The organism is Thermanaeromonas sp. C210, assembly GCF_013167955.1.
Taxonomy (GTDB): Bacteria; Bacillota; DSM-521; order Neomoorellales; family Neomoorellaceae; genus UBA12545.
Window position 1 is genome coordinate 601,003 of record NZ_BLWF01000002.1, and the last position, 19,505, is coordinate 620,507.

Genomic DNA, 19,505 nt, shown 5'->3' on the forward strand with positions numbered 1-19,505 from the left:
ATCCTGCCAGAAAGGGCCTCTTGCTTTAAATTTGGCGGCCAAGCTTGTTAAAGCACTGCCGGATCGCGCCGGCCACCAGCAGCAACAGGACGACATAACCGAAGAAGGGATAGAGGTAGGCTACGAGGCGGGCAAAGCCCAGGCCCGAAGCGGGCAGGGCCAGGCCGACGATTATCAAGCCCGCCCACGGCGCGGGAAGGCGGCCCCCCTGAGCCAAGCGCTCGGCCAGGCCAAAGGCTGAAGTTACGGCGCTGGTGGCCATGGCTATCCAGAGGTTAAAGACATAGAAGCCTTCCCACGACGGGGCCCGGCGCCGCACCAGGCTCAAGACGGGTATGGGACCCGCCGCCTCGGCCGGTTCCAGCCCGCCGAGGGCCATGACCAGGACCAGGGCGGTGAAACCCAGGATGAGCCCGCCGCAAAAGGCCCCCCATTTTCCTCCTTCGTGGGCGGGCAGGGAAGTAAACAAAACAATGACGCCCACCATATTATAAGCTACGTAAAGGAACCCGTTGAGGACCCAGTTGGCCGCCAGGAGGGGCGAACGCCCCGGCAGAGGGGCGGGGAAGGACCACTGGAGGTTCCCGAGGCCGAGGAGGAATAAATAGGCGACCAGGACGGGCACCAGCGCCCCGTTGATGACCAGCACGCCGCGGCTGCGGCCCGCCACCGCTGCCAGGGTTAGGGCTGCCGCTACGGCGCTTCCTAGCCAGGCCTGAACGCCCATGTACTCCTGGACTACGGCTCCAGCACCGGCCAGCATGATCACCAGGGTGCCGAAGAGGAAAGCGATGAGGATGGCATCGGCCATGCCCCCTGCCCTGCCCAGGAGGGGGTCCACTAAGTCACGGTAGGATTGGGTACGCAGCCGGCAGGCGGAACTGCGCAAGAAAAAGCCTCCGAGGGCAAAGAGGGCCGTAGTGAGGAGGAGGGCAGGAATGGCACGGGGACCGAGTATCAGGAAAAACTGAGCCAGCTCCTGTCCGGAGGCAAATCCTGCGCCTATCACCGCTCCTATATAGGCGCAGGCGACGGCCGCCTCTGCCCACCACCGCAAGGGATCGCCCCCCACCTGTCTTAACGTTAAGCTCCGGCTCCGGGCCCCCCGTACAGGGAAGGGGACGGCCCCGGAAGAGGTAGGGCCGGCTCCCCCTGTAGGCGCCCCTGGGGCTTTCCTCCCGGCCCCGCCCTTCACTACATTGTACGCTGCCGGGTGCCAAAAGAGTATAAAAAAGCCTCGGCTGGCATATACTCTAGGCACGAGATTATGGCAGGAGGTAGGGTATGGTTACTTTCCCTTTTCTCTCCCGCAATTCGTCCTTAGAGCCGAGTCCCTTGGCCAAGGTAAAATATCACTACCAGGACCCTCTAATCGTGGAAAAGCTGAGTAGGGCCCTACAAGAATACCTTGCCCGGCTCAATCCTCCCCCTGCCCGTCCGTTAGTAGTGGTGGGCATCGGCACGGACCGCTCTACGGGTGACAGCCTCGGTCCCCTGGTAGGAAGCAAACTGGCGGCCTACCCGGACCTGCCGGTGACGGTTTACGGCACCCTGGAGGACCCGGTCCACGCCAGCAATCTGAAGGAAAAGCTGGACCTCATCACCACCACCTTTGGCGATCCCTTTATTATGGCCATCGACGCCTGTCTGGGCCATTCGGAGAATGTGGGCAGCATTACCCTGGCTCCGGGGGCCCTCAAACCCGGGGCGGGAGTCAACAAAAATTTGCCGGCCGTGGGCGATCTCCACTTCACCGGCATCGTAAACGTGGGCGGCTATATGGAATACTTCGTGCTGCAGAACACCCGCCTGAGCCTAGTCATGCGCATGGCCGACCAGATCGCCCTGGCCATCTACCGGGGGGTCCGCCACCATTTCGGCCTGGAAGGGGACCTGCCGGCCGCCCAGGGCTTTCAGTAGGGCGCGGTGAGGATGGCCACGACTTCGCCGTCCTCCACCTGGGGAAACTGGCGGTAAAACTGGCCCACGGCATAAAAGGGGTCGGGGGTGGCCAGGCACACCACCCGGGTGACCAGGGGCCGCAGGCGGTCGACAGTATCCGCCGGGGCCACGGGTACGGCCAGGATCAGCTCCCGGGGCTCCTCCCGTTTCAGAGAAACCAAAGCGGCTTCTACTGTAAGGCCGGTGGCCAGACCATCGTCGATGATCACCACTGTGCGGTCCTTGATCCGGGGTGGGGCCTTCTTCCCCCGGTATGCGCCGACCCGGCGCCTGATCTCCTGTAGTTCGTCCGCAATGGCCTCCCTCAGATCCTGCCTTTTCAGCCCCAGGGCCCTTAGAACCCCTTCATTATAGATCACCGTACCGTCCGGCGCCACGGCGGCCACCGCCAGTTCGGGATTCCCCGGCGCCCCCACTTTGCGGGGGATAATTACGTCCAGTTCGGCCCCCAGGGCCGCGGCTACTGGCCGGGCCACCACCACTCCGCCGCGGGGCACGGCCAGCACCAACACGTCCCTGGCGGCGTATTCCTTTAAGGATGCGGCCAGCTTCTCCCCGGCTTCCTGCCGGTCACCGAAGAGCATAAGTCCGTCCCCCCTGCTTTATCCCGTACCATTGCAGGGCTTTCCCGGGGCGGGGTACCCATAAGTGCTCCCCCTTTTCATGTTTTCCCCGAAAGTTCCTTTTATCCCTCACTCAGTTACTAATCCGAGGGCAATTTCCAGGGCCTTCTCCTCCTCGTCGCTCAAGCGGTACAGGGCCTTAGCCCGCTTGACCGGCTTGAGGAATATCCGGGTTTCGTCCCGGGCATACAAGCTGGTCAGGATGAAGCCGTCTCCCCCCTTGGAAAGAACCGCCAGGGCAAAGCTCAGTTCGCTTCCGGTGTCGGGGAAGGCGTTAAAGCGAACCATGCCAACGCGGCACAGGGTTCCCTCCAGGTACTGGATAATGTCGGCCACTTTCTCTTCCATACGCTCTACCGTGTCCTTTACCTCTTTTATATCCCGGAAACGCTCCAGGGCCGCCGCGAGTTCCTGGCCGTCGCCCGTTCCGGCCAGGCGCTTGAGGCGAGAGTCCAGCCGCCGTACTTCCGCCCGCAGGGAAAGGGTAAGCAGCAGCAGGACGGCGGCGAAAAGGAGGCTGACGAGGACGGCGTACGGAAAATAAGGTGTCAATAATGCCACAATGCGATCCAAGGTTTTTCACCACCTGCTCCTCGTTCAAAATTAAGGGCTATCATGGTACCCCGGGGAACACCCGCCGTCCAGTTTAAATTCCACACCCGCGGGCCATTTCCTTTTTTGACTTTATTCGTCCTGACCGGAACGCCGCTCTGTCCGGTTACCCATTCTTCCATGACAGTCATTGGCTCCCGTCAGGTAGACCCCTCTATAAGGTGGCAATTGGGCCATGAGGCAACCCCGTGTGCCGGGTGGAAGACTAAACTTGAGCCAAGTTGGCGGGGGAGGCGGCACCGGAGTAGCCAGGTGCCTGCAGCCGGCTCCCGGGGTACGGAGGCCCAAGGAACCGGCGCAGTCCTGAAATTAATGGCGGCAGGGCCGGGAGTTCCATCATGGCCGGCCGAAGGGCGGAAATAGCCCACCGGACTACCACATTGACATTCTTCCCCTCCCTGGGATATGATCAGAGGCAAAAAGGAGAGAGAAATATGCTTCCGGTAGAATTGGCCGCGAAGCTCGAGCGATTGAAGGAGAACATCTCGTCCCTGGGAAGTGTCCTGGTGGCCTTCTCCGGCGGAGTGGACAGTACCCTCCTGCTCCGAGTAGCCTTGGAGGCTGCACCTCGGGTCCTGGCGGTCACCGCCGTTTCCCCCACCTACCCGCGAGAGGAGTTAGAGCAGGCCCGGGTATTGGCCCGGGACCTGGGAGCCGAGCATTTGCTCGTTGAGACCCGGGAAATGGAGAACCCATCTTTTATTTCCAACCCCGCCGACCGGTGCTATCACTGTAAAAGTGAGCTCTTCGGCCTTCTCAAAGATATCGCCGCCTCCCGGGGCCTACAGGCCGTTCTGGACGGCACCAATGCCAGCGATACCGGCGATTACCGGCCGGGCATGCGGGCTGCCCGGGCCCACGGAGTTAAAAGTCCCCTCTTGGAGGCGGGCCTCACTAAGGATGAGGTGCGGCAACTCTCCCGGTACTACGGGCTGCCTACATGGGACAAGCCTTCCATGGCCTGCCTTTCCTCGCGTATACCCTACGGGGAACCCATCACCAGGGAAAAGATAGCCCAAGTACAGGCCGGAGAGGCCTTCCTGCGCGGTTTAGGGCTCCGGGAAGTGCGCCTGCGGCACCACGGCTCCCTGGCCCGGGTGGAGGTTGACCCGGCGGCCCTTCCCTTCTTGGTCAGCCGGGGGGTGCGGGAGAAGGTGATTGCTGCCCTAAAAGGTCTCGGCTTCACCTATATCACCCTGGATATGGAGGGCTACCGTACCGGCAGCATGAACGAAGTCCTGGACGGCGCCGGCAGGAAGGGGGAGGTTTGAAGTGAAGATAGCCTATTTTGACTGTTTCTCCGGCATAAGCGGGGATATGTGCCTGGGCGCTATTCTTTCTTGCGGCCTGCCGCCGGGGGAGCTCAGCGCCGGGTTGAAGAGCCTGCCGTTGGAAGGCTGGGAGCTCGAGGTCCGCCCTTCCCAGCAACACGGGCTGGTAGGCACCGATGTCCTGGTCAGGGTGGAAGGCCCGCAGCCCCACCGCCACCTGGCGGAGGTGGTAGAAACTATTAATTCTTCCTCCTTACCCGCAGAGGTAAGGGAGAAGGCGGTCGCCGTTTTCCGGCGCTTGGCCGCGGCCGAAGCCCGGGTCCACGGCACCGACCCCGACCACGTTCATTTCCACGAGGTGGGCGCCGTGGACGCCATCGTGGACGTGGTGGGCACCTGTTGGGGCCTCCATGCCCTGGGGGTGGAGGAGGTCTACGCTTCCCCCCTTCCCCTGGGGTCGGGCTGGGTACGGTGCCACCACGGCCATCTGCCGGTGCCGGCTCCGGCTACCGTATACCTCCTGGAGGGTTATCCCGTGTACGGGTCCGACATCCAGGCGGAACTGGTAACGCCCACCGGCGCCGCCCTCATTACCACCCTCGCCCGCTCCTTCGGCCCGCCGCCGGCCATGCGGCTCGAGGCCTGCGGCTACGGAGCGGGCAAGACGCCCCTTCCGCGTCCTAACTTTCTACGCCTTCTCATCGGCGACCCTTCAAGGGACCGGGCGGTGGGGGAAGAGGTAATGGTGGTGGAGACCACCCTTGACGATATGAACCCCGAGTTTCTACCCTACCTGGTGGAACAGCTTCTGGCCGCCGGGGCCCTAGACGCCTTTTTTACTCCCGTGTACATGAAAAAGGGCCGGCCCGGTGTAGTGGTCACCGCCCTCTGCCCGGAGAGTTCCCTGGAAGGAATTACGGCAGTTTTTTTCCGTCATTCCACCACCCTGGGGGTCCGCATCCGTAGGGAGGACCGGGTGGTGGCCGCCAGGGAGATAGTGACCGTCCAGACGCCCTACGGCCCCATAGAAGTTAAATGGGCCGCCCCTCCCGCCGGCGCTCCAGGGGGCACGGTTTTCAATGTGGCGCCGGAATTTGAATCCTGCCGCCGGGCGGCCGAAGAACGGGGCGTGCCCCTTAAGGAGGTTTACCTGGCGGCCCTGGCGGCCGCCCGAGCCCAGGGTCCTCCCTCGGGCCTGTTTCAGGGAGAGTAGCTTTCCCATGGGTAGCTTCCCGTCTACCGTTAAAAGAGGCCGGAAGGACTTTCCTGAGACCCCAGGCCACTGCGAGCCGGCTTCTGCTCCCCTTTAAGTCGGGGTTTAGCCCACTGGTGGGCATCTTAATCTAGCCCCGCGGCCGGACCTCCCCGGAGGGGCTTACGTTCGGCCGGCATTTTGAGCCGACGCTGGCGCGCGGTACCCTGGGCACGCGGGCCATGGAGCTCGGAACAGCGGCCGGCTATATCAACTGGACTCTTCTTTTGCCCTTTGGCCGCCGTAGGAGCCCCCTCAATCATGGACGACAAAAAAGGGGATGCCTCCCTCTCCATTATTCCCGACGCAAGACCCCTTAGCCTGTGCCGTCAGCCGAAGGGCGGTCCCGGCCTTCCTTGCAGTCCCCCAACGTCAGCCGGCAGTGCCGGGACCGCCTCGGTTCCTTCCGGCCGGTTTTCCGCCCCGGGTCCCCCTTCCTAGTCGAAGAAATCCAGGTCGAAAATCTCTCCCAGCAGGCCACGCCGTTTTTTACCCTTGCGCATTTCCTTCCCACCCCTATATCCTTCCCGCCACCTGGGTTCCTCTTCCCACTCGTCTGCGTCCCGGTAAGGGGCTTCCACCGTAGCCAGGAGTTTCTCCAGCTCACCCCTGTCCAGCCAGATCCCCTTGCATTCGGGGCAGACATCGATCAGGACGCCGCGGCGCTCCACTTCCTTCATGGTTACGTCGCAGAGGGGGCAGCGCATGGTCATCACTCTCCTTGGGGTTCTAAAGTTGTTCCTTAACGCCGGCAGGACGGCGTTTGGGGGTCCCCTCCGGTCACAGGCCGGCCAACACGCCGACCACCAGGAGGGCCGGCAGAAGGTTGGCTATGCGGAACTCCCGGACCTTCAGCAGGTTCAAGGCGATGGCCACGATGAGGAGGCCGCCCGTCGCCGTAATTTCGTTTACCACCTCGGCCCGCAGATAGGGTGATACCCAGGCCGCGCCTGCTGTGAGGGTCCCCTGATAGGCCAATACACTCAGGGCCGACAGGCCTACGCCCACTCCCAGCCTTCCGGTGAGGATTAGGGCCAGGGTCCCGTCCAGGAGGGACTTGGTGTACAGGGTAGTGTAGTTATGCTGGAGGCCTGCTTCGAGGGAGCCGGTGATGGCCATGGCCCCGGTGCAGAAGATCATGGTGCCCGCAACAAAGCCTCTTCCCATCTGGCCGTCATCGCTGCCGGTCCGCTCTTCCAGGCGTTGCCCCAGGCGTTCCAGCCATCCCTCCAGGTTGAGGAGTTCGCCCAAGGCGCCGCCTACAATTAAGCCCAAAATAATGGTGAGCACCTTTTCGCCCTGGAGGGCCATGTTGGCCCCCGTCAGGAGCAGCCCCAGGCCCAGGGCCTGGAACACGGTTTCCAGCACTCTATCGGGCAGGCGGGTACCCAACACTTTGCCGGCCATGGTGCCCAGGAAGATGGCCAGGGCGTTGATAACGCTGGCGATCACTTGCTCCCATCCCCCGACTGTTTCACGTGAAACATATAGGTGTTCATCCCTGGCCTCTACCCTGGAGTTCTTCTACCAACCGGTTAAGTTCCTCCTCGCCGTAGTAGTAAATCTCGATACGGCCCCCGCGGGGGAGCTGCCGCACCTTTACCACGGTCCCCAGCCTTTCCTCTAACGCCTCTTCGATCTGGGTCAAAGACCAATCCTCATCGCGGCCCCGCGGGCTTCCCTCTGCCCGGCTGCCGGAGGCCCCCTTTCTTTTGGCACCCTTCCCCTGAAACCTTTTCACCAGTTCTTCCACCTGGCGCACGCTCAACCTATCTTGGGCTATCCGCGTGGCCAGCTCCACCTGGGAACCTTCATCCTCCAGGGCCAGGAGCCCCCGAGCGTGCCCGGCGGTAATTTCCCCCCGGCGGAGCATCTCCTGCACGGCCAGGGGCAACTGCAGGAGCCGCAGGGCATTGGCTATAACGGGCCGGCTCTTACCTACCCGTGCAGCTACCTCCTCCTGGGTGAGCCCGTGTTCCACAATGAGGGACTGGTAAGCCCGCGCCTCCTCCAGGGGGTTCAGGTCCTCCCGTTGGAGATTCTCGATGAGGGCCACCTCGGCCATTTCCCTCTCGCTAAGATCCCGTACCACAGCGGGGATCTCTTTAATTCCTGCCAAGCGGCACGCCCGCCAGCGCCGCTCCCCGGCCACCAGCTCGTAGAGCCCATCTCCGCGGGGTCGAACCACCACTGGCTGAATAACGCCGTGCTGGCGGATGGAAGCCGCCAACTCCTCCAGTTTCTCCTGGTCGAAGTCATCCCGCGGCTGATGGCGGCCGGCCACAATGGCATCCACGGACAGGTGCTGGATATCGCCACCGTCCGTGGCCCTTTCCGGCAGCAGAGCGCTCAATCCCCGGCCCAATCCCCGTTTAGCCATGAGCCATCACCTCCCGGGCCAACTCCCGATATGCCTCCGCTCCCCGTGAACGGGGATCGTAGGTGGTAATAGGCTTCCCGTGGCTGGGAGCCTCGGAAAGCCTTACATTGCGGGGAATAATACTGCGAAAGACTTTGTCGCCGAAGTAACCCTTGACCTCGTCAACCACCTGGAGGGACAAATTGGTCCGGGGATCAAACATGGTGAGGACTACCCCTTCCAGCTGGAGCCCGGGATTCAAATGGCGGGCCACAAGCTGAACGGTATTCATGAGCTGCCCCAAGCCCTCGAGGGCATAATATTCGCACTGGATAGGTATCAAGACGCGGTCGGCAGCCGTAAGGGCATTAAGGGTGAGGAGGCCAAGGGAAGGCGGGCAGTCGATTAATATGTAGTCGTAACCCTGCCGCACATTCTCCAGGGCCCTCCTCAGTTTCCCCTCCCGGGATACGGCCCCCACCAGCTCGACCTCCGCGCCCGCCAATTCAATGGTGGCCGGCGCCACTTCCAGACGCGGAATAGCGGTAGCCATAATAATCCCTTCCAGGGGCAGGCCCTCGATCAAAACGTCGTACATGCAGTGCTCCAGCTTAACTCGGTCGATTCCCAGGCCGCTGGTAGCATTGCCCTGGGGATCGATATCCACCAGGAGCACCCTTTTCCCCTCCTCGGCCAGGGAAGCCCCTAAGTTGACCGCCGTCGTAGTTTTGCCCACCCCCCCTTTTTGATTGGCCACAGCAATAACCCTACCCATGCCCCGTTCTCTCCCTTTAAGCAAGCATTCAAGAAACTTCCCGCACCGGCAAATCGCCCCATGGGCCAGTACCGCCCGCCCTAAGTTCCTCCCCCGTTGACGGCCCCAACTCAACCCCATCCTCGGCCGCTACCCATCACCGCTCTCCCTTGCCTAACAACCCTCCGGCACCTCAGGGAAAGGTTTGCCTATGTACGGGGACACCCGACGGTGGTCACCGCAACCTTGATGCAGGGCCAGGCACAGCCCTCGTCCCCGCTAACCCTACTATAGCAGAATTCAACACATTCCTAAAGCGGTCTTTTCTCCGGGATGCCGGGACGGCGCGGCCACCGGGGGTCCGTCCCGGCCCTCTTTACCACCACTACCAGCCGCCTCTCCTCGCCACCCCCCGGCAGCCGTCCCTGCCACACCCTCTCCACCTCGGCGCCGAGCATGGCCAGGGCCCGGGCGGCCCCCTCGATCTCCTCATCCGCCCGGGGACCCTTATAAGCCACCACCCTGCCCCCTACTCTAACCAGGGGTACGCAGTACTCCAGGACCACCGCCAGGTCAGCCACGGCGCGGGCGGTGGCCAGGTCGAACCTCTCCCGAAATTCTTCCTGCCGGCCTACCACCTCCGCCCGGGCCCATACACACCGGATACCCTCGAGGCCCAATTCCCTGATGGCTGCCGACAGAAACTCCGCCTTTTTCCTCGTGCCCTCGACCAGGGTAACCTCCAGGTCGGGCCGGTATATCTTTAACACCATCCCCGGCAGCCCGCCCCCGCTTCCTACATCTACCACCCGGGCACCGGGCGGGACCTCCAGGGCCACAAAAAGGAGCAGGGAATCTAAGAAGTGTTTGCGCCAGACTTCCTGCTCCTCCGTTACCGCCGTTAAATTTAGCTCCCGGTTCCTTTTCAGGAGCAGCCGGGCGTAGGCGGAGAGGAGCTGCAGCTGCCGGCCGCTTAACTTCCATCCCTGCTCCTCCAAAAATAAGCCCAGCCCCTTATCCTCCATCAGTAACCGGCCGCCCTCCCGTGTTGCCGCCGCCGCTGTTCCAAATACACCAGCAACACGTTAATGTCGGCGGGGGTAACGCCGGGAATCCTCATAGCTTGGCCGATGGATTCCGGCCGCACTTTGGAGAGCTGCTCCACACCTTCTTTGGAGAGACCCCGTACCTGCCCGTAATCCAGGTCCCCCGGGATCTTCCTGCCCTCCAGCCTGGCGATGCGTTCTACCTGGGCCCGCTCTTTGGCGATGTAGCCCTCGTACTTCAAGGAGATCTCAACTTGTTCCGCCACCAGGGGTTCCATTTCCGCCACCAGTCCCCTTTCCTGGAGGTCCGCCAGGGTTATGCCCGGCCGCTTCAGCAAATCGGAGAGCCTCACCGGGCCCTTGAGGGAGGTTTCCCCTCGCTCCTGCAAGAGCTCTTCTATCTCCTCGTCCTCCGGACCTACATATTTCTGCCGCAATTCCTCTATAGCCCTTCCGATGGCCTCCCTCTTCCGGCAGAACCGCGCAAACCGGGCTTCGTCCAGGAGTCCCACCCGGTAGCCCTTCTCTGCCAGCCGGAGGTCGGCATTGTCCTCCCGCAACAACAGACGGTGCTCGGCCCTTGAAGTCAAGAGCCGGTAGGGCTCTGTAACTCCCTTGGTGACCAGATCGTCGATGAGGACCCCGATATACGCCTCCGAGCGGCTGAGGACCAGGCCCTCCCGGTCCCGCGCCCGGCACGCGGCGTTGATCCCAGCCATTAATCCCTGGGCGGCCGCCTCCTCATACCCAGAGGTCCCATTGATCTGGCCCGCCAGAAAGAGGCCGGGAATCTCCTTACATTCCAGGGTCAGCTTGAGCTGGGTGGGGTCCACGTAGTCGTACTCGATGGCATATCCTGGCCGTACCATCTCCGCCCTCTCTAGACCGGGAATGGTGTGGAGGACTTCCAGTTGCACATCCTCGGGCAGGCTGGTAGACAGTCCCTGGACGTACATTTCCTCGGTCGTCAATCCCTCCGGCTCCAGGAATATTTGGTGGGCCGGCCGGTCAAAGCGCACCACCTTATCCTCAATAGAAGGGCAGTAGCGGGGACCCTGACCCTCAATGACGCCGCTGAACAGGGGCGCCCGGTGGAGATTATCCCTTATAATGGCATGGGTCCGCTCATTGGTATGGGTGAGCCAGCAGGAAACATTAGGCCGCCCGGGCGTCTCCTCCCAGAAGGAGAAGTAAAGGGGGCCCTCGTCGCCCGGCTGCTCTACCATCCGTCCAAAGTCCACCGAACGCCGGTTTACCCGCGGCGGCGTGCCCGTCTTAAACCGGCCCATCTTAAGCCCCAGTTCCCGCAGGCTCCGCGCCAGTTCGACCGCCGGGAACTGGCCGTTAGGCCCGCCCTCATAGGCTACGTCTCCCACGATGATCCGACCCCGGAGATAGGTGCCCGTGGTGACCACCAAACTCCGGCAGTCGAAATAAGCGCCGCTCCGGGTGAGGAGGCCCCGGATCCGGCCGCCCTCCGCAATTATCCGGGTAACTGTAGCCTGTTTAACCTCGAGGTTCTCCTGCCGCAAAAGAGTAGAGAGCATCAGCTGCTGGTAAAGCTTCTTGTCCGCCTGGGCCCGCAGGGCCCTAACGGCCGGTCCCTTGCCTACATTGAGCCGGCGGATCTGGATCCGGCTCCGGTCGGTGTTAAGGCCCATCTGCCCGCCCAGGGCATCTATCTCCCGCACCAGATGGCCCTTGGCCGGGCCGCCCACCGAAGGATTGCAGGCCATCATGGCCACTGCCTCCAGGCTCAAGGTCAAAAGAAGGGTGCGACAACCCATCCGGGCCGCCGCCAGGGCCGCCTCGCAACCCGCGTGGCCCGCACCCACCACGATGACCTCATATTCGCCGGCACGGTACATACCTCTCACCTCCATTCTTGCGAAAAAAAATAGATCCTATTTTCCCAAACAAAACTCGCTGAAAATCCGGTCCAGCAGATCCTCCCGGGCTGTCTCCCCGGTGATCTCGCCGAGGGCTTCCCAGGCTCCCTGGAGGTCTATGCTCACTAGCTCCAGGGGAAGACCTTTCTCCCAGGCGCGTAAGGATTCCTCCAGGCAGCCCAGGGCCCTCTCAAGGGCCTCCCGGTGGCGCTCCCGCAGTAGCAGGGGTTCGCCGGTATTCCTCAAAACCCGGCCGCCCAGCACCAGATCCCGCACGGCACGGCTCAAGGCGTCCAAACCCTGCCCCTCCTTGGCGGAAACCACCACCCACGGCCGCCCACCTGCAAGGCGACTCAGGTCCTCCTCATCCACCGAGGCTACGGCGTCGGCCTTATTGGCCACCACCACCAAAGGCTTATCCCCCAGTTCCTTCAGCAGTTCCTCATCCTCCCGGGTAACCCCCGTGGTCAGATCCACCACCAGCAGTACGAGGTCCGCGGCGGCCGCAGCCGCCCGGCTCCGGGCTATCCCCAGCCGCTCCAGGCCGTCCGCGGCCTCGCGCATCCCTGCGGTGTCTATTAACTGGCAGGGAAATCCTCCCAGCTGCATGGCCTCACTAATGGTATCCCGGGTAGTGCCGGGGATATCGCTTACAATGGCCCGGTCCTCCCGCAAGAGGGCATTGAGCAGGCTCGATTTCCCTACGTTGGGCCGTCCCACCAGGGCTATATTTATACCCTGGCTCACCAGCCTGCCCTCTTCCCACGTGGCCAGGAGGTCCTGGATACCCTCCCTTACCCTCACCAGGCGTTCCCTCTCCTCCGGCCCTACGTCCCCCACCTCCTCGGGAAAATCCAGGCTGGCCTCCACCGCGGCCAGAACACCCGTGATTTCATCCCTGAGGGCCTTCACCCTCCGGGAAAGCCCGCCCTGCAGCTGGGAAATAGCCGCCGCCAGTCCCGTCTGGCTTCGGGCCCGGATGATGCTTATGATAGCCTCGGCTTGGGCCAGGTCCAGCCTCCCGTTTAGAAAGGCCCGCCGGGTAAACTCACCGGGCTCCGCCAGGCGGGCACCTGCCCTTAAGGCGGCCTGCAGCACCCGGGCACAGGCCAGGGGACCTCCGTGGCAGTGGACCTCCACCACATCCTCAGCCGTATAGCTGTGGGGGCCCCTCATGGCTACGGCCAGAACCTCATCCAGAACCTCTCCGCTTTGGGGATCTACAGCCAAGCCCAGGCGCATGCGGTGGCTCTCCGCAGCCCCCAGTGGTGCTCCCTTCCGGGGGCGAAAAATCTCCCGGCCAATCCTCAGGGCTTCCGGCCCGCTAATCCGCACTATACCGATGCCCCCTTCTCCAGGGGGTGTAGCAATGGCAGCTATGGTATCCTCTATCAACTCCTCTTCCTCCCGCAACTGTGGTCCTTCTACCATGCCTGCGCCGGCCCTGTCGCGTTTCGGCCACTCCTGGGACCTACCGCGGCCTGGGCCCGGCCTCCGGCACCATCGGAGGAAAGTTTCTTAGCACTTCAGGCCCCTAATATATAAAACCCAGTAATACACATATGTATTACTGGGTATCCGCACTTCGCCCTTACTTTGTTACCCTCTCCGTCACCTGCGCAGGGATATGACTACCTTGCGGTTGGGCTCCTCTCCCTCGCTGAAGGTGACCACCTGGCTGTCGTTCTGCAGGGCGGTATGGATGACGCGCCGGTCCTGGGGGGTCATGGGCTCCAGCACTATCCGGTTACCGGTCCGCTTAACCCTCTCCGATAACCGCTTGGCCAGCCGGACCAGGGCCTGCTCCCTCCGCTTGCGGTAGCCCTCGGCATCGAGGACCACCTTAACCTTATCCCTAAGGGCCCGATTTACCGCCAGGTTCGTCAAATATTGCAAAGCATTCAGGGTCTCGCCCCGCCGCCCGATTAACACTCCCAGGTCCCGGCCGTGGAAACTAACCAGGAAGTACTCCTCCCGCCGCCTAATTTCTATCCCGGCCTGGACGGCCATGGCCTTAAGGACTCCTTCGAGGAATTCCTTTATCAATTTTTCCGGATTGTCGGGCAAAATCACCCGCACCCTGGCCTGCCGGCTCCCCAAAAAACCGAATAATCCCTTGCTACCCTCCTCGAGAACTTCGACCTGTACTTCCTCCCTACCAGCACCTAAAACCCTCAGGGCAGCCTCCACTGCCTCCTCCACGCTTTTCCCCGCCATCTCCACTTCCTTCATTTGGCGCTGACTTCCTCCTTCACCAGCCCCGGCTGTCTGCGCAAAAGCCAATGTTCCATAACTCCCATGAGGCTAAACACCACCCAATAGAGGGCCAGTCCGGCGGAAAACTGAGTGCTCATCCACCCGATGAGCAGGGGCATCACTATCAGCATGGTCCTCTGGGATTGATCCTGGGGATTAACCATACTAACCCGCTGCTGCAAGAAGGTCGCCGCCGCCACCAATACCGGCAGAAGGAAATAGGGATCCGGTCTGCCTAAGTTGGGTACCCACAGAAAATTAGCGTGCTCCATGTTTACCGCCGGGTTAGCCGCGGGATCAAAAAAGCTCCTCAAAGCACTAAAGAGGGCAAACAAAATAGGCATCTGTACCAGCAAGGGCAGACAGCCGCTAAAGGGATTTACCTTTTCCGTCTGGTATAGCTCCAAGATGGCCTTTTGTGCTTTCTCCGGATTGTTTTTGAACCTCTTTTGGATCTCTTGCACCTTGGGCTGCAGCTCCTGCATGCGACGCATGGATTTGAGCTGCTTGTACGTCAGAGGGTACAAGAGAATCTTGACCGCCACGGTAAACAAAATGATAGCCAGCCCGTAGTTGGGTACTCCTAAACTCTGGGTAATATTATAGAAAAATTGGATTGATTGCGACAGGAAATGAACTAATGCGCCCAACCCAGCCTGCCTGCCTTCGCGGTTGCCTTACGGCCCCGGGGGGTGCAGACAGGTCTTCACCTCCTCACCTAACTTTCACGGAACCGGATCGTACCCTCCGTTATGCCAAGGATGGCACCTTCCTAACCTTTTCAATGCTAGCCACCCGCCACGCCAGACACCGTGCTTGGCCACTGCCTGGGATGCATACTCCGAACAGCTGGGGTAAAACCGACAACGGGCACCCATAAAAGGAGAAATGCACCTCTGATAAAACCTCAAAAGGAGGATCACTAACCTCTGGCCGCGCGACAAGTTCCTCGCCTTCCTTTATTATCCATCCTCGGCGTCACACAATAGTTTAGCCCGCTTGCTAAGGCTTAATACTTCCTCCACTACCCGGGGATAGGACAACCCTTTCAATCCCTCGCGAGCTACGAACACCACGTCAAAACCCGGTCTGAACCGGCCCAAATGCCGGTGGCAGGCCTCCCGCAGAAGCCTCTTACTGCGGTTGCGCTCTACGGCCCGCCCCATTTTCTTCGAAACCGAAAAGCCAAAACGCGTGAGTCCCAACCGGTTGGGCCGCCAGTACAAAACTAAAGCCCGGCTACCTACCCGATTCCCCCGGCGATACACCTGCCGGAACTCACCCGACCGCCTGATCCTGCGGGCTGCCGGCAGCAAATTCCTAACCTCCACACAAGAGATGGTAAGCCTTGGCCTTGTCTTAAGCCGTCAAACGCTTTCTACCCTTCCGACGGCGCCGCTTGATTACCAGTTGACCGCCCCTGGTGCTCATCCGCTTTAAAAATCCGTGGACTCTTTTACGGCGCCTGCGCTTGGGCTGATAGGTCCTTTTCAATCCCGTCCCTCCCCACTCCTGAGTCACCACACTCCGATCTTACCCTTCGAAGCAAAAGGGCAGCAGCCGGCAATTTAGTTAAATTATAGCCCACTACTTCCGAGGCTGTCAAGAAAAAGGGCCCTTAGCCGGTTGCCACTTATCCACATCTTTGTTAATATAATTGTGCTCGTTATCCACAACTAAGGGGGGTTAATCTTTGCCGCCCATAAACTTGGAGGTCGCTTGGCAACAAGCTCTCCAACTTCTCGAACACCAATTACCGCCTACCGCCATAGACACCTGGTTTCGGGAGGCCCGGCCCCTGACCTTAAAACACCACACCCTAATCCTGGCCGTACCCAATGAATTTGCTCGGGACTACATTCAGAGCCGTTTCGCCTCCCTGCTCCAGACCACCCTACAGAAGGTTTTCCACCAGTACATCAGCGTACAGCTCATCGCCCTCCCGCCCGGCGAGGAGGACTTATCCTTTTTGCAGTCTTCGCAACCGCCTAGCAACGAGGAACTCTGCCACCTCAACCCCAAATATACCTTTGATACCTTTGTGGTGGGCAACAGCAACCGTTTTGCCCATGCGGCTTCCCTAGCCGTAGCAGAGGCTCCCGCCAAGGCCTACAACCCTCTGTTCATTTACGGAGGGGTCGGCCTGGGCAAGACGCACCTCATGCAAGCCATCGGCCATTATGTGCGGCAACACCTGCCCCACTACCGGGTTATGTACGTTTCCTCAGAAAAGTTCACTAACGAACTTATTAACGCCATCCACGATAACGATACAGTCAGTTTCCGCAATAAGTACCGCAACATCGATGTTTTATTAATCGACGACATTCAGTTCCTGGCGGGTAAGGAGCGGACCCAGGAGGAATTCTTCCATACTTTTAATGCCCTTTATGAAGCCAGCAAACAGATTATTATCTCCAGCGACCGTCCTCCCAAGGAGATACCTACCCTAGAGGACCGCCTGCGCTCGCGCTTCGAGTGGGGGCTGATTACCGACATCCAGCCGCCGGACCTGGAAACGAGAGTAGCCATTCTCCGCAAAAAGGCTTCCCTGGACAACCTCTACCTGCCCGACGACATTATGCTCTTTATCGCCCAGAAAGTGGACAGCAATATCCGGGAGCTGGAAGGAGCCTTTATCCGGGTAGCAGCCTATGCCGCCCTCACCGAACAGGAGCTAACACTGGAAACGGTGGAAAAGATACTGCAAGAGGCCTTAACCCTGGCCAAGCCCAAACCCATAACCATCTCCTTTATCCAGGAAAAAGTAGCCCTGTACTTTAACTTAAAACCCGAGGAATTCAAAAGCAAGAAACGGACCCGGAGCCTGGCCTACCCGCGCCAGATAGCCATGTATCTCGCCCGTGAGCTCACGGATGCTTCCCTCCCTAAGATAGGTGAAGAATTCGGAGGCCGCGACCACACCACGGTCCTTCACGCGTGGGAGAAAATCAGCCAAGATCTCCAAAAAGATCCCGAACTCCAGCAAACCATTACCGAACTTATACAACAAATAAAGAATCCGTAAACACCCCTGCCCACAGCGGACTCCTTTAACTTGCCGAGCTCCGGCGGGATTATCAACATCTCCACAGCGCCTACGATCACTACAACGGGACTCATCGAAAAAATAGATGATGGAGGAGGTATTTCCCGTGCGCATATCCTGTCCCCAACCCCAGCTGTTAAATGCGGTGCTTAAAGTACACCGTGCCATCGGGAGCACTAGCACCCTCCCGGCACTGACCGGAATATTGTTAACCGCAGGCGACGGCAAGGTTACCCTCCATGCTACGGACCTGGAAATGGGAATAATCGTATCCTTTGGTTGTGAGGTTGGGGAGGAAGGCCGTCTTCTACTACCTGCGCGGATCTTCACCGACCTGGTCCGTCACCTGCCCCCGGTGACGGTAAGCTTGGAAGGGAAGGCCGGGGGGGTGGTCACCATAGAGTACCATCAGGCGCGGGCCCAGCTCCACAGCATGGACCCCGACCAATTCCCTTCGTTACCCGAACCTTCCCAATCCTATTCCCTTAAATTCCCATCCAGGGATTTCAGGGAGATCGTCCGTAAGGTGGGTATTGCGGCAGGCAGTGAAGAGCTGCGCAGCATATACCACGGGCTCCTCTGGGAGATGGACTTTCTGGCCGGCAAATCGGTGATGGTGGCCACTGATACCCACCGCTTGGCCCTCTACGAGACCCCCATAAGCCCCGTCGGGGGAGAGGGCCAGACCGCGGCCATTATTCCCCATAAATCCCTGGTGGAGCTATCGCGCCTCTTCTCGGGGGAGGAAGACGAAGAGATAACCTTTATCATCGGCCCCAGCCAGATTTTTGCCACTACCGAGAACCTTACCTTTTACAGCCGCCTCCTCGGCGGCCAGTTCCCGCCCTACCGCCAAGTTTTGCCCAAGGATTTTCAAACCGTGGTGGTCGTACCCACCCATGAGATCACCACGGCCGTAGAGCGGGCCACCCTGCTGGGCCGCGAAGACAGCAGGCTACGATCTTCCATCATCCGCCTGGAGATAGGAGATACTCTACGGCTCCTCAGCCACACACCGGAAGTGGGCCAGCTAGAGGAAGAGCTTCCGGCGGAGATCACCGGCCCAGGCCTGGAAGTGGCCCTTAACGGCCGGTATCTCCTGGACGCCCTCAAAGTAATCGAAGAAGAGAAGGTGATCCTTAAATTCATCGAGCCCTTAAAGCCCTTAGTGGTACAGCCCCAGGGCGTTGATCACTACTTCTGCCTTATTTTACCCGTCAGGCTTGGGTAAAATAGATATGCAGGCGACCCTCTTGACCGAGCTGGCCCTTTACAACTTTCGCAACTACACGGAAAGGGTCTTTTATTTCCGTCCCGGGCTACACCTGTTAACAGGGCCCAACGGGGCCGGTAAGACCAATCTCCTGGAAGCCATAGCTTATCTTTCTACCGGACGCTCCTTTCGGTTTCACCAGGATCGGGATCTGGTGACCCTTGGACGGCCAGGCTTCCGCCTTCGCGCCTGCCTGAAGAAGGGTAACCAGGGGTCCGAGATAGATATTGTCTACGATGGCGGAAGGAAAAAGTTAACAATTAATAATTCCCCCCACCGCCTGGTAGACCTCTTGGGACTATTTCCCACCGTTACCTTTGGACCTGACGACCTGTATCTCGTTAAAGGGCCGCCGGTTATCCGGCGCCAGTTCTTGGACCGGGAGTTATGCCAGGTAGACCGCTCTTATTGCCTCCATCTTTTGACCTATCGCCGGGTTCTGCTCCAGCGGAACCTCCTCCTCAAGCAGATAAAAGGAGGACAGGCCCGGGCCGATCAGCTAGAACCGTGGGACCAGCAGCTCGTTTTCTGTGGCCTGCCCTTGGTGGAGAAGAGGCAGGAAGTCCTTCGGAGGTTAGAAGGGCTGGCCGACCAGTTTTACGCCGTGCTGGCCGGCGCTTCATCTTCCATAGCCCTGTGTTACCAACCCAGCTTGAGTCCCGCTGATGATTGGCTTAAGAGGCTGGCGGAAAAGCGTGATAAGGAGATTATCATGGGGGCTACGTTATTAGGCCCCCATCGGGACGACTTCACCTTTGAAGTAGGCGGCCGCAGTGGCCGCCACTACGCATCCCAGGGCGAGCAGCGGAGCCTCGTACTGGCCCTAAAGTTGGCAGAAACTGTGTACTTTACCCAGGTCTTGGGCTTCAGACCGGCCCTTCTCCTAGACGATGTTTTTTCGGAGCTGGACGGGAACCGGCGAAAGGCCCTTCTAGAGGTCGTAGCAGGAGAAGGACAGGCTTTTATCACTACCACCCAGGTGGAAGATATACCCCCTGAGGTTAGGGAAAAAGCCTTTATACTCGCCTGCGGCGGGACGGAAAAAGGGACTTCCCCGTAAATACCGGGTATTTTACCCGCGATGGACGGCCGGAACAGGCCAGACGGGTTAATTTGCCTTCTCGCCCTAAACCCGGCGGCCTCCTCCGCCGGGCAAAGT

22 protein-coding genes are annotated in these 19,505 nt (G+C 60.3%); 6 read left to right on the forward strand and 16 right to left on the reverse strand.

Going from position 1 to position 19,505, the window contains the following annotated elements:
* Positions 1–25 precede the first annotated feature (25 nt).
* The gene (locus TAMC210_RS07130) at positions 26–1,057 is read right to left on the reverse strand and encodes a YkvI family membrane protein (RefSeq protein ID WP_173298073.1); all 1,032 of its coding nucleotides are present in this window, start codon (positions 1,055–1,057) and stop codon (positions 26–28) included.
* Positions 1,058–1,284: 227 nt separating this feature from the next.
* Between TAMC210_RS07130 and yyaC the strand changes: the two genes are divergently transcribed.
* A complete protein-coding gene (gene yyaC, locus TAMC210_RS07135) occupies positions 1,285–1,920 on the forward strand; it encodes a spore protease YyaC (protein WP_173298074.1) in 636 nt (211 codons plus the stop codon).
* Here yyaC and TAMC210_RS07140 read toward each other — a convergent pair.
* Together TAMC210_RS07140 and TAMC210_RS07145 are read right to left on the reverse strand one after the other, a co-directional pair.
* The gene (locus TAMC210_RS07140; protein ID WP_173298075.1) at positions 1,914–2,546 is read right to left on the reverse strand and encodes a phosphoribosyltransferase; all 633 of its coding nucleotides are present in this window, start codon (positions 2,544–2,546) and stop codon (positions 1,914–1,916) included. The two genes, yyaC and TAMC210_RS07140, sit on opposite strands and share 7 nt — an antisense overlap.
* Positions 2,547–2,654: 108 nt before the next feature.
* Positions 2,655–3,158 (reverse strand): DUF4446 family protein, encoded by a 504-nt coding sequence (locus TAMC210_RS07145; RefSeq protein ID WP_173298076.1) that lies wholly within the window; start codon positions 3,156–3,158, stop codon positions 2,655–2,657.
* A 473-nt stretch (positions 3,159–3,631) separates the two neighbouring features.
* Here TAMC210_RS07145 and larE point away from each other — a divergent pair, with 473 nt between their 5' ends.
* Both larE and larC read left to right on the forward strand, forming a co-directional pair.
* Positions 3,632–4,468, forward strand: a complete 837-nt coding sequence (larE, locus tag TAMC210_RS07150) for an ATP-dependent sacrificial sulfur transferase LarE (protein WP_173298077.1) — start codon at positions 3,632–3,634, stop codon at positions 4,466–4,468.
* Between the two features lies 1 nt (position 4,469).
* Complete coding sequence (gene larC / locus TAMC210_RS07155) at positions 4,470–5,681, forward strand: nickel pincer cofactor biosynthesis protein LarC (protein ID WP_173298078.1); 1,212 nt, start codon at positions 4,470–4,472, stop codon at positions 5,679–5,681.
* A gap of 125 nt (positions 5,682–5,806) precedes the next feature.
* On the opposite strand, the gene TAMC210_RS07160 is transcribed toward larC, so the two are convergent.
* The 13 genes from TAMC210_RS07160 to rpmH all read right to left on the reverse strand — a co-directional run bounded on the left by TAMC210_RS07160 (position 5,807) and on the right by rpmH (position 15,518).
* Entirely contained in the window at positions 5,807–5,992 is a 186-nt protein-coding gene (locus TAMC210_RS07160; RefSeq protein WP_173298079.1) for a hypothetical protein, read from the reverse strand.
* A 165-nt stretch (positions 5,993–6,157) separates the two neighbouring features.
* Positions 6,158–6,436 (reverse strand): zf-TFIIB domain-containing protein, encoded by a 279-nt coding sequence (locus tag TAMC210_RS07165; RefSeq protein ID WP_373996440.1) that lies wholly within the window; start codon positions 6,434–6,436, stop codon positions 6,158–6,160.
* 64 nt (positions 6,437–6,500) lie between these two features.
* Positions 6,501–7,172 carry a DUF554 domain-containing protein gene (locus TAMC210_RS07170; protein ID WP_173298081.1) on the reverse strand — a complete coding sequence of 224 codons (672 nt, stop codon included), beginning with the start codon at positions 7,170–7,172 and terminating at the stop codon, positions 6,501–6,503.
* 43 nt (positions 7,173–7,215) lie between these two features.
* Positions 7,216–8,100: a ParB/RepB/Spo0J family partition protein gene (locus tag TAMC210_RS07175; RefSeq protein WP_173298082.1), complete on the reverse strand. Its 885-nt coding sequence runs from the start codon at positions 8,098–8,100 to the stop codon at positions 7,216–7,218.
* The gene (locus tag TAMC210_RS07180; protein WP_173298083.1) at positions 8,093–8,854 is read right to left on the reverse strand and encodes a ParA family protein; all 762 of its coding nucleotides are present in this window, start codon (positions 8,852–8,854) and stop codon (positions 8,093–8,095) included. The genes TAMC210_RS07175 and TAMC210_RS07180 overlap by 8 nt, the downstream gene beginning before the upstream one ends.
* Before the next feature lie 290 nt (positions 8,855–9,144).
* Positions 9,145–9,858, reverse strand: a complete 714-nt coding sequence (rsmG, locus tag TAMC210_RS07185; RefSeq protein ID WP_173298084.1) for a 16S rRNA (guanine(527)-N(7))-methyltransferase RsmG — start codon at positions 9,856–9,858, stop codon at positions 9,145–9,147.
* Positions 9,858–11,747 (reverse strand): tRNA uridine-5-carboxymethylaminomethyl(34) synthesis enzyme MnmG, encoded by a 1,890-nt coding sequence (mnmG, locus tag TAMC210_RS07190; protein ID WP_217267300.1) that lies wholly within the window; start codon positions 11,745–11,747, stop codon positions 9,858–9,860. The genes rsmG and mnmG overlap by 1 nt, the downstream gene beginning before the upstream one ends.
* 36 nt (positions 11,748–11,783) lie before the next feature.
* Positions 11,784–13,181 (reverse strand): tRNA uridine-5-carboxymethylaminomethyl(34) synthesis GTPase MnmE, encoded by a 1,398-nt coding sequence (gene mnmE, locus TAMC210_RS07195; protein ID WP_254388552.1) that lies wholly within the window; start codon positions 13,179–13,181, stop codon positions 11,784–11,786.
* Positions 13,182–13,379: 198 nt separating this feature from the next.
* Positions 13,380–14,000, reverse strand: a complete 621-nt coding sequence (jag, locus tag TAMC210_RS07200) for an RNA-binding cell elongation regulator Jag/EloR (protein WP_173298086.1) — start codon at positions 13,998–14,000, stop codon at positions 13,380–13,382.
* Complete coding sequence (locus TAMC210_RS07205) at positions 13,997–14,674, reverse strand: YidC/Oxa1 family membrane protein insertase (protein ID WP_173298087.1); 678 nt, start codon at positions 14,672–14,674, stop codon at positions 13,997–13,999. Before TAMC210_RS07205 ends, jag begins: the two co-directional genes overlap by 4 nt.
* A 75-nt stretch (positions 14,675–14,749) precedes the next feature.
* Complete coding sequence (gene yidD, locus TAMC210_RS07210) at positions 14,750–14,947, reverse strand: membrane protein insertion efficiency factor YidD (RefSeq protein WP_277997694.1); 198 nt, start codon at positions 14,945–14,947, stop codon at positions 14,750–14,752.
* A gap of 39 nt (positions 14,948–14,986) precedes the next feature.
* Positions 14,987–15,340 carry a ribonuclease P protein component gene (gene rnpA, locus TAMC210_RS07215; RefSeq protein WP_173298089.1) on the reverse strand — a complete coding sequence of 118 codons (354 nt, stop codon included), beginning with the start codon at positions 15,338–15,340 and terminating at the stop codon, positions 14,987–14,989.
* A gap of 43 nt (positions 15,341–15,383) precedes the next feature.
* The gene (gene rpmH, locus TAMC210_RS07220) at positions 15,384–15,518 is read right to left on the reverse strand and encodes a 50S ribosomal protein L34 (RefSeq protein ID WP_173298090.1); all 135 of its coding nucleotides are present in this window, start codon (positions 15,516–15,518) and stop codon (positions 15,384–15,386) included.
* Between the two features lie 199 nt (positions 15,519–15,717).
* Here rpmH and dnaA point away from each other — a divergent pair, with 199 nt between their 5' ends.
* The 3 genes from dnaA (at position 15,718) to recF (ending at position 19,406) form a co-directional block, all read left to right on the forward strand.
* Positions 15,718–17,052, forward strand: coding sequence for a chromosomal replication initiator protein DnaA (gene dnaA, locus TAMC210_RS07225; protein ID WP_173298091.1), 1,335 nt, complete (start codon positions 15,718–15,720; stop codon positions 17,050–17,052).
* A gap of 127 nt (positions 17,053–17,179) precedes the next feature.
* Positions 17,180–18,304, forward strand: a complete 1,125-nt coding sequence (gene dnaN, locus TAMC210_RS07230; protein WP_173298092.1) for a DNA polymerase III subunit beta — start codon at positions 17,180–17,182, stop codon at positions 18,302–18,304.
* A 7-nt stretch (positions 18,305–18,311) separates the two neighbouring features.
* On the forward strand, positions 18,312–19,406 hold the full coding sequence (gene recF / locus TAMC210_RS07235; RefSeq protein WP_173298093.1) for a DNA replication/repair protein RecF: 1,095 nt from the start codon (positions 18,312–18,314) through the stop codon (positions 19,404–19,406).
* Positions 19,407–19,505: the final 99 nt, after the last annotated feature.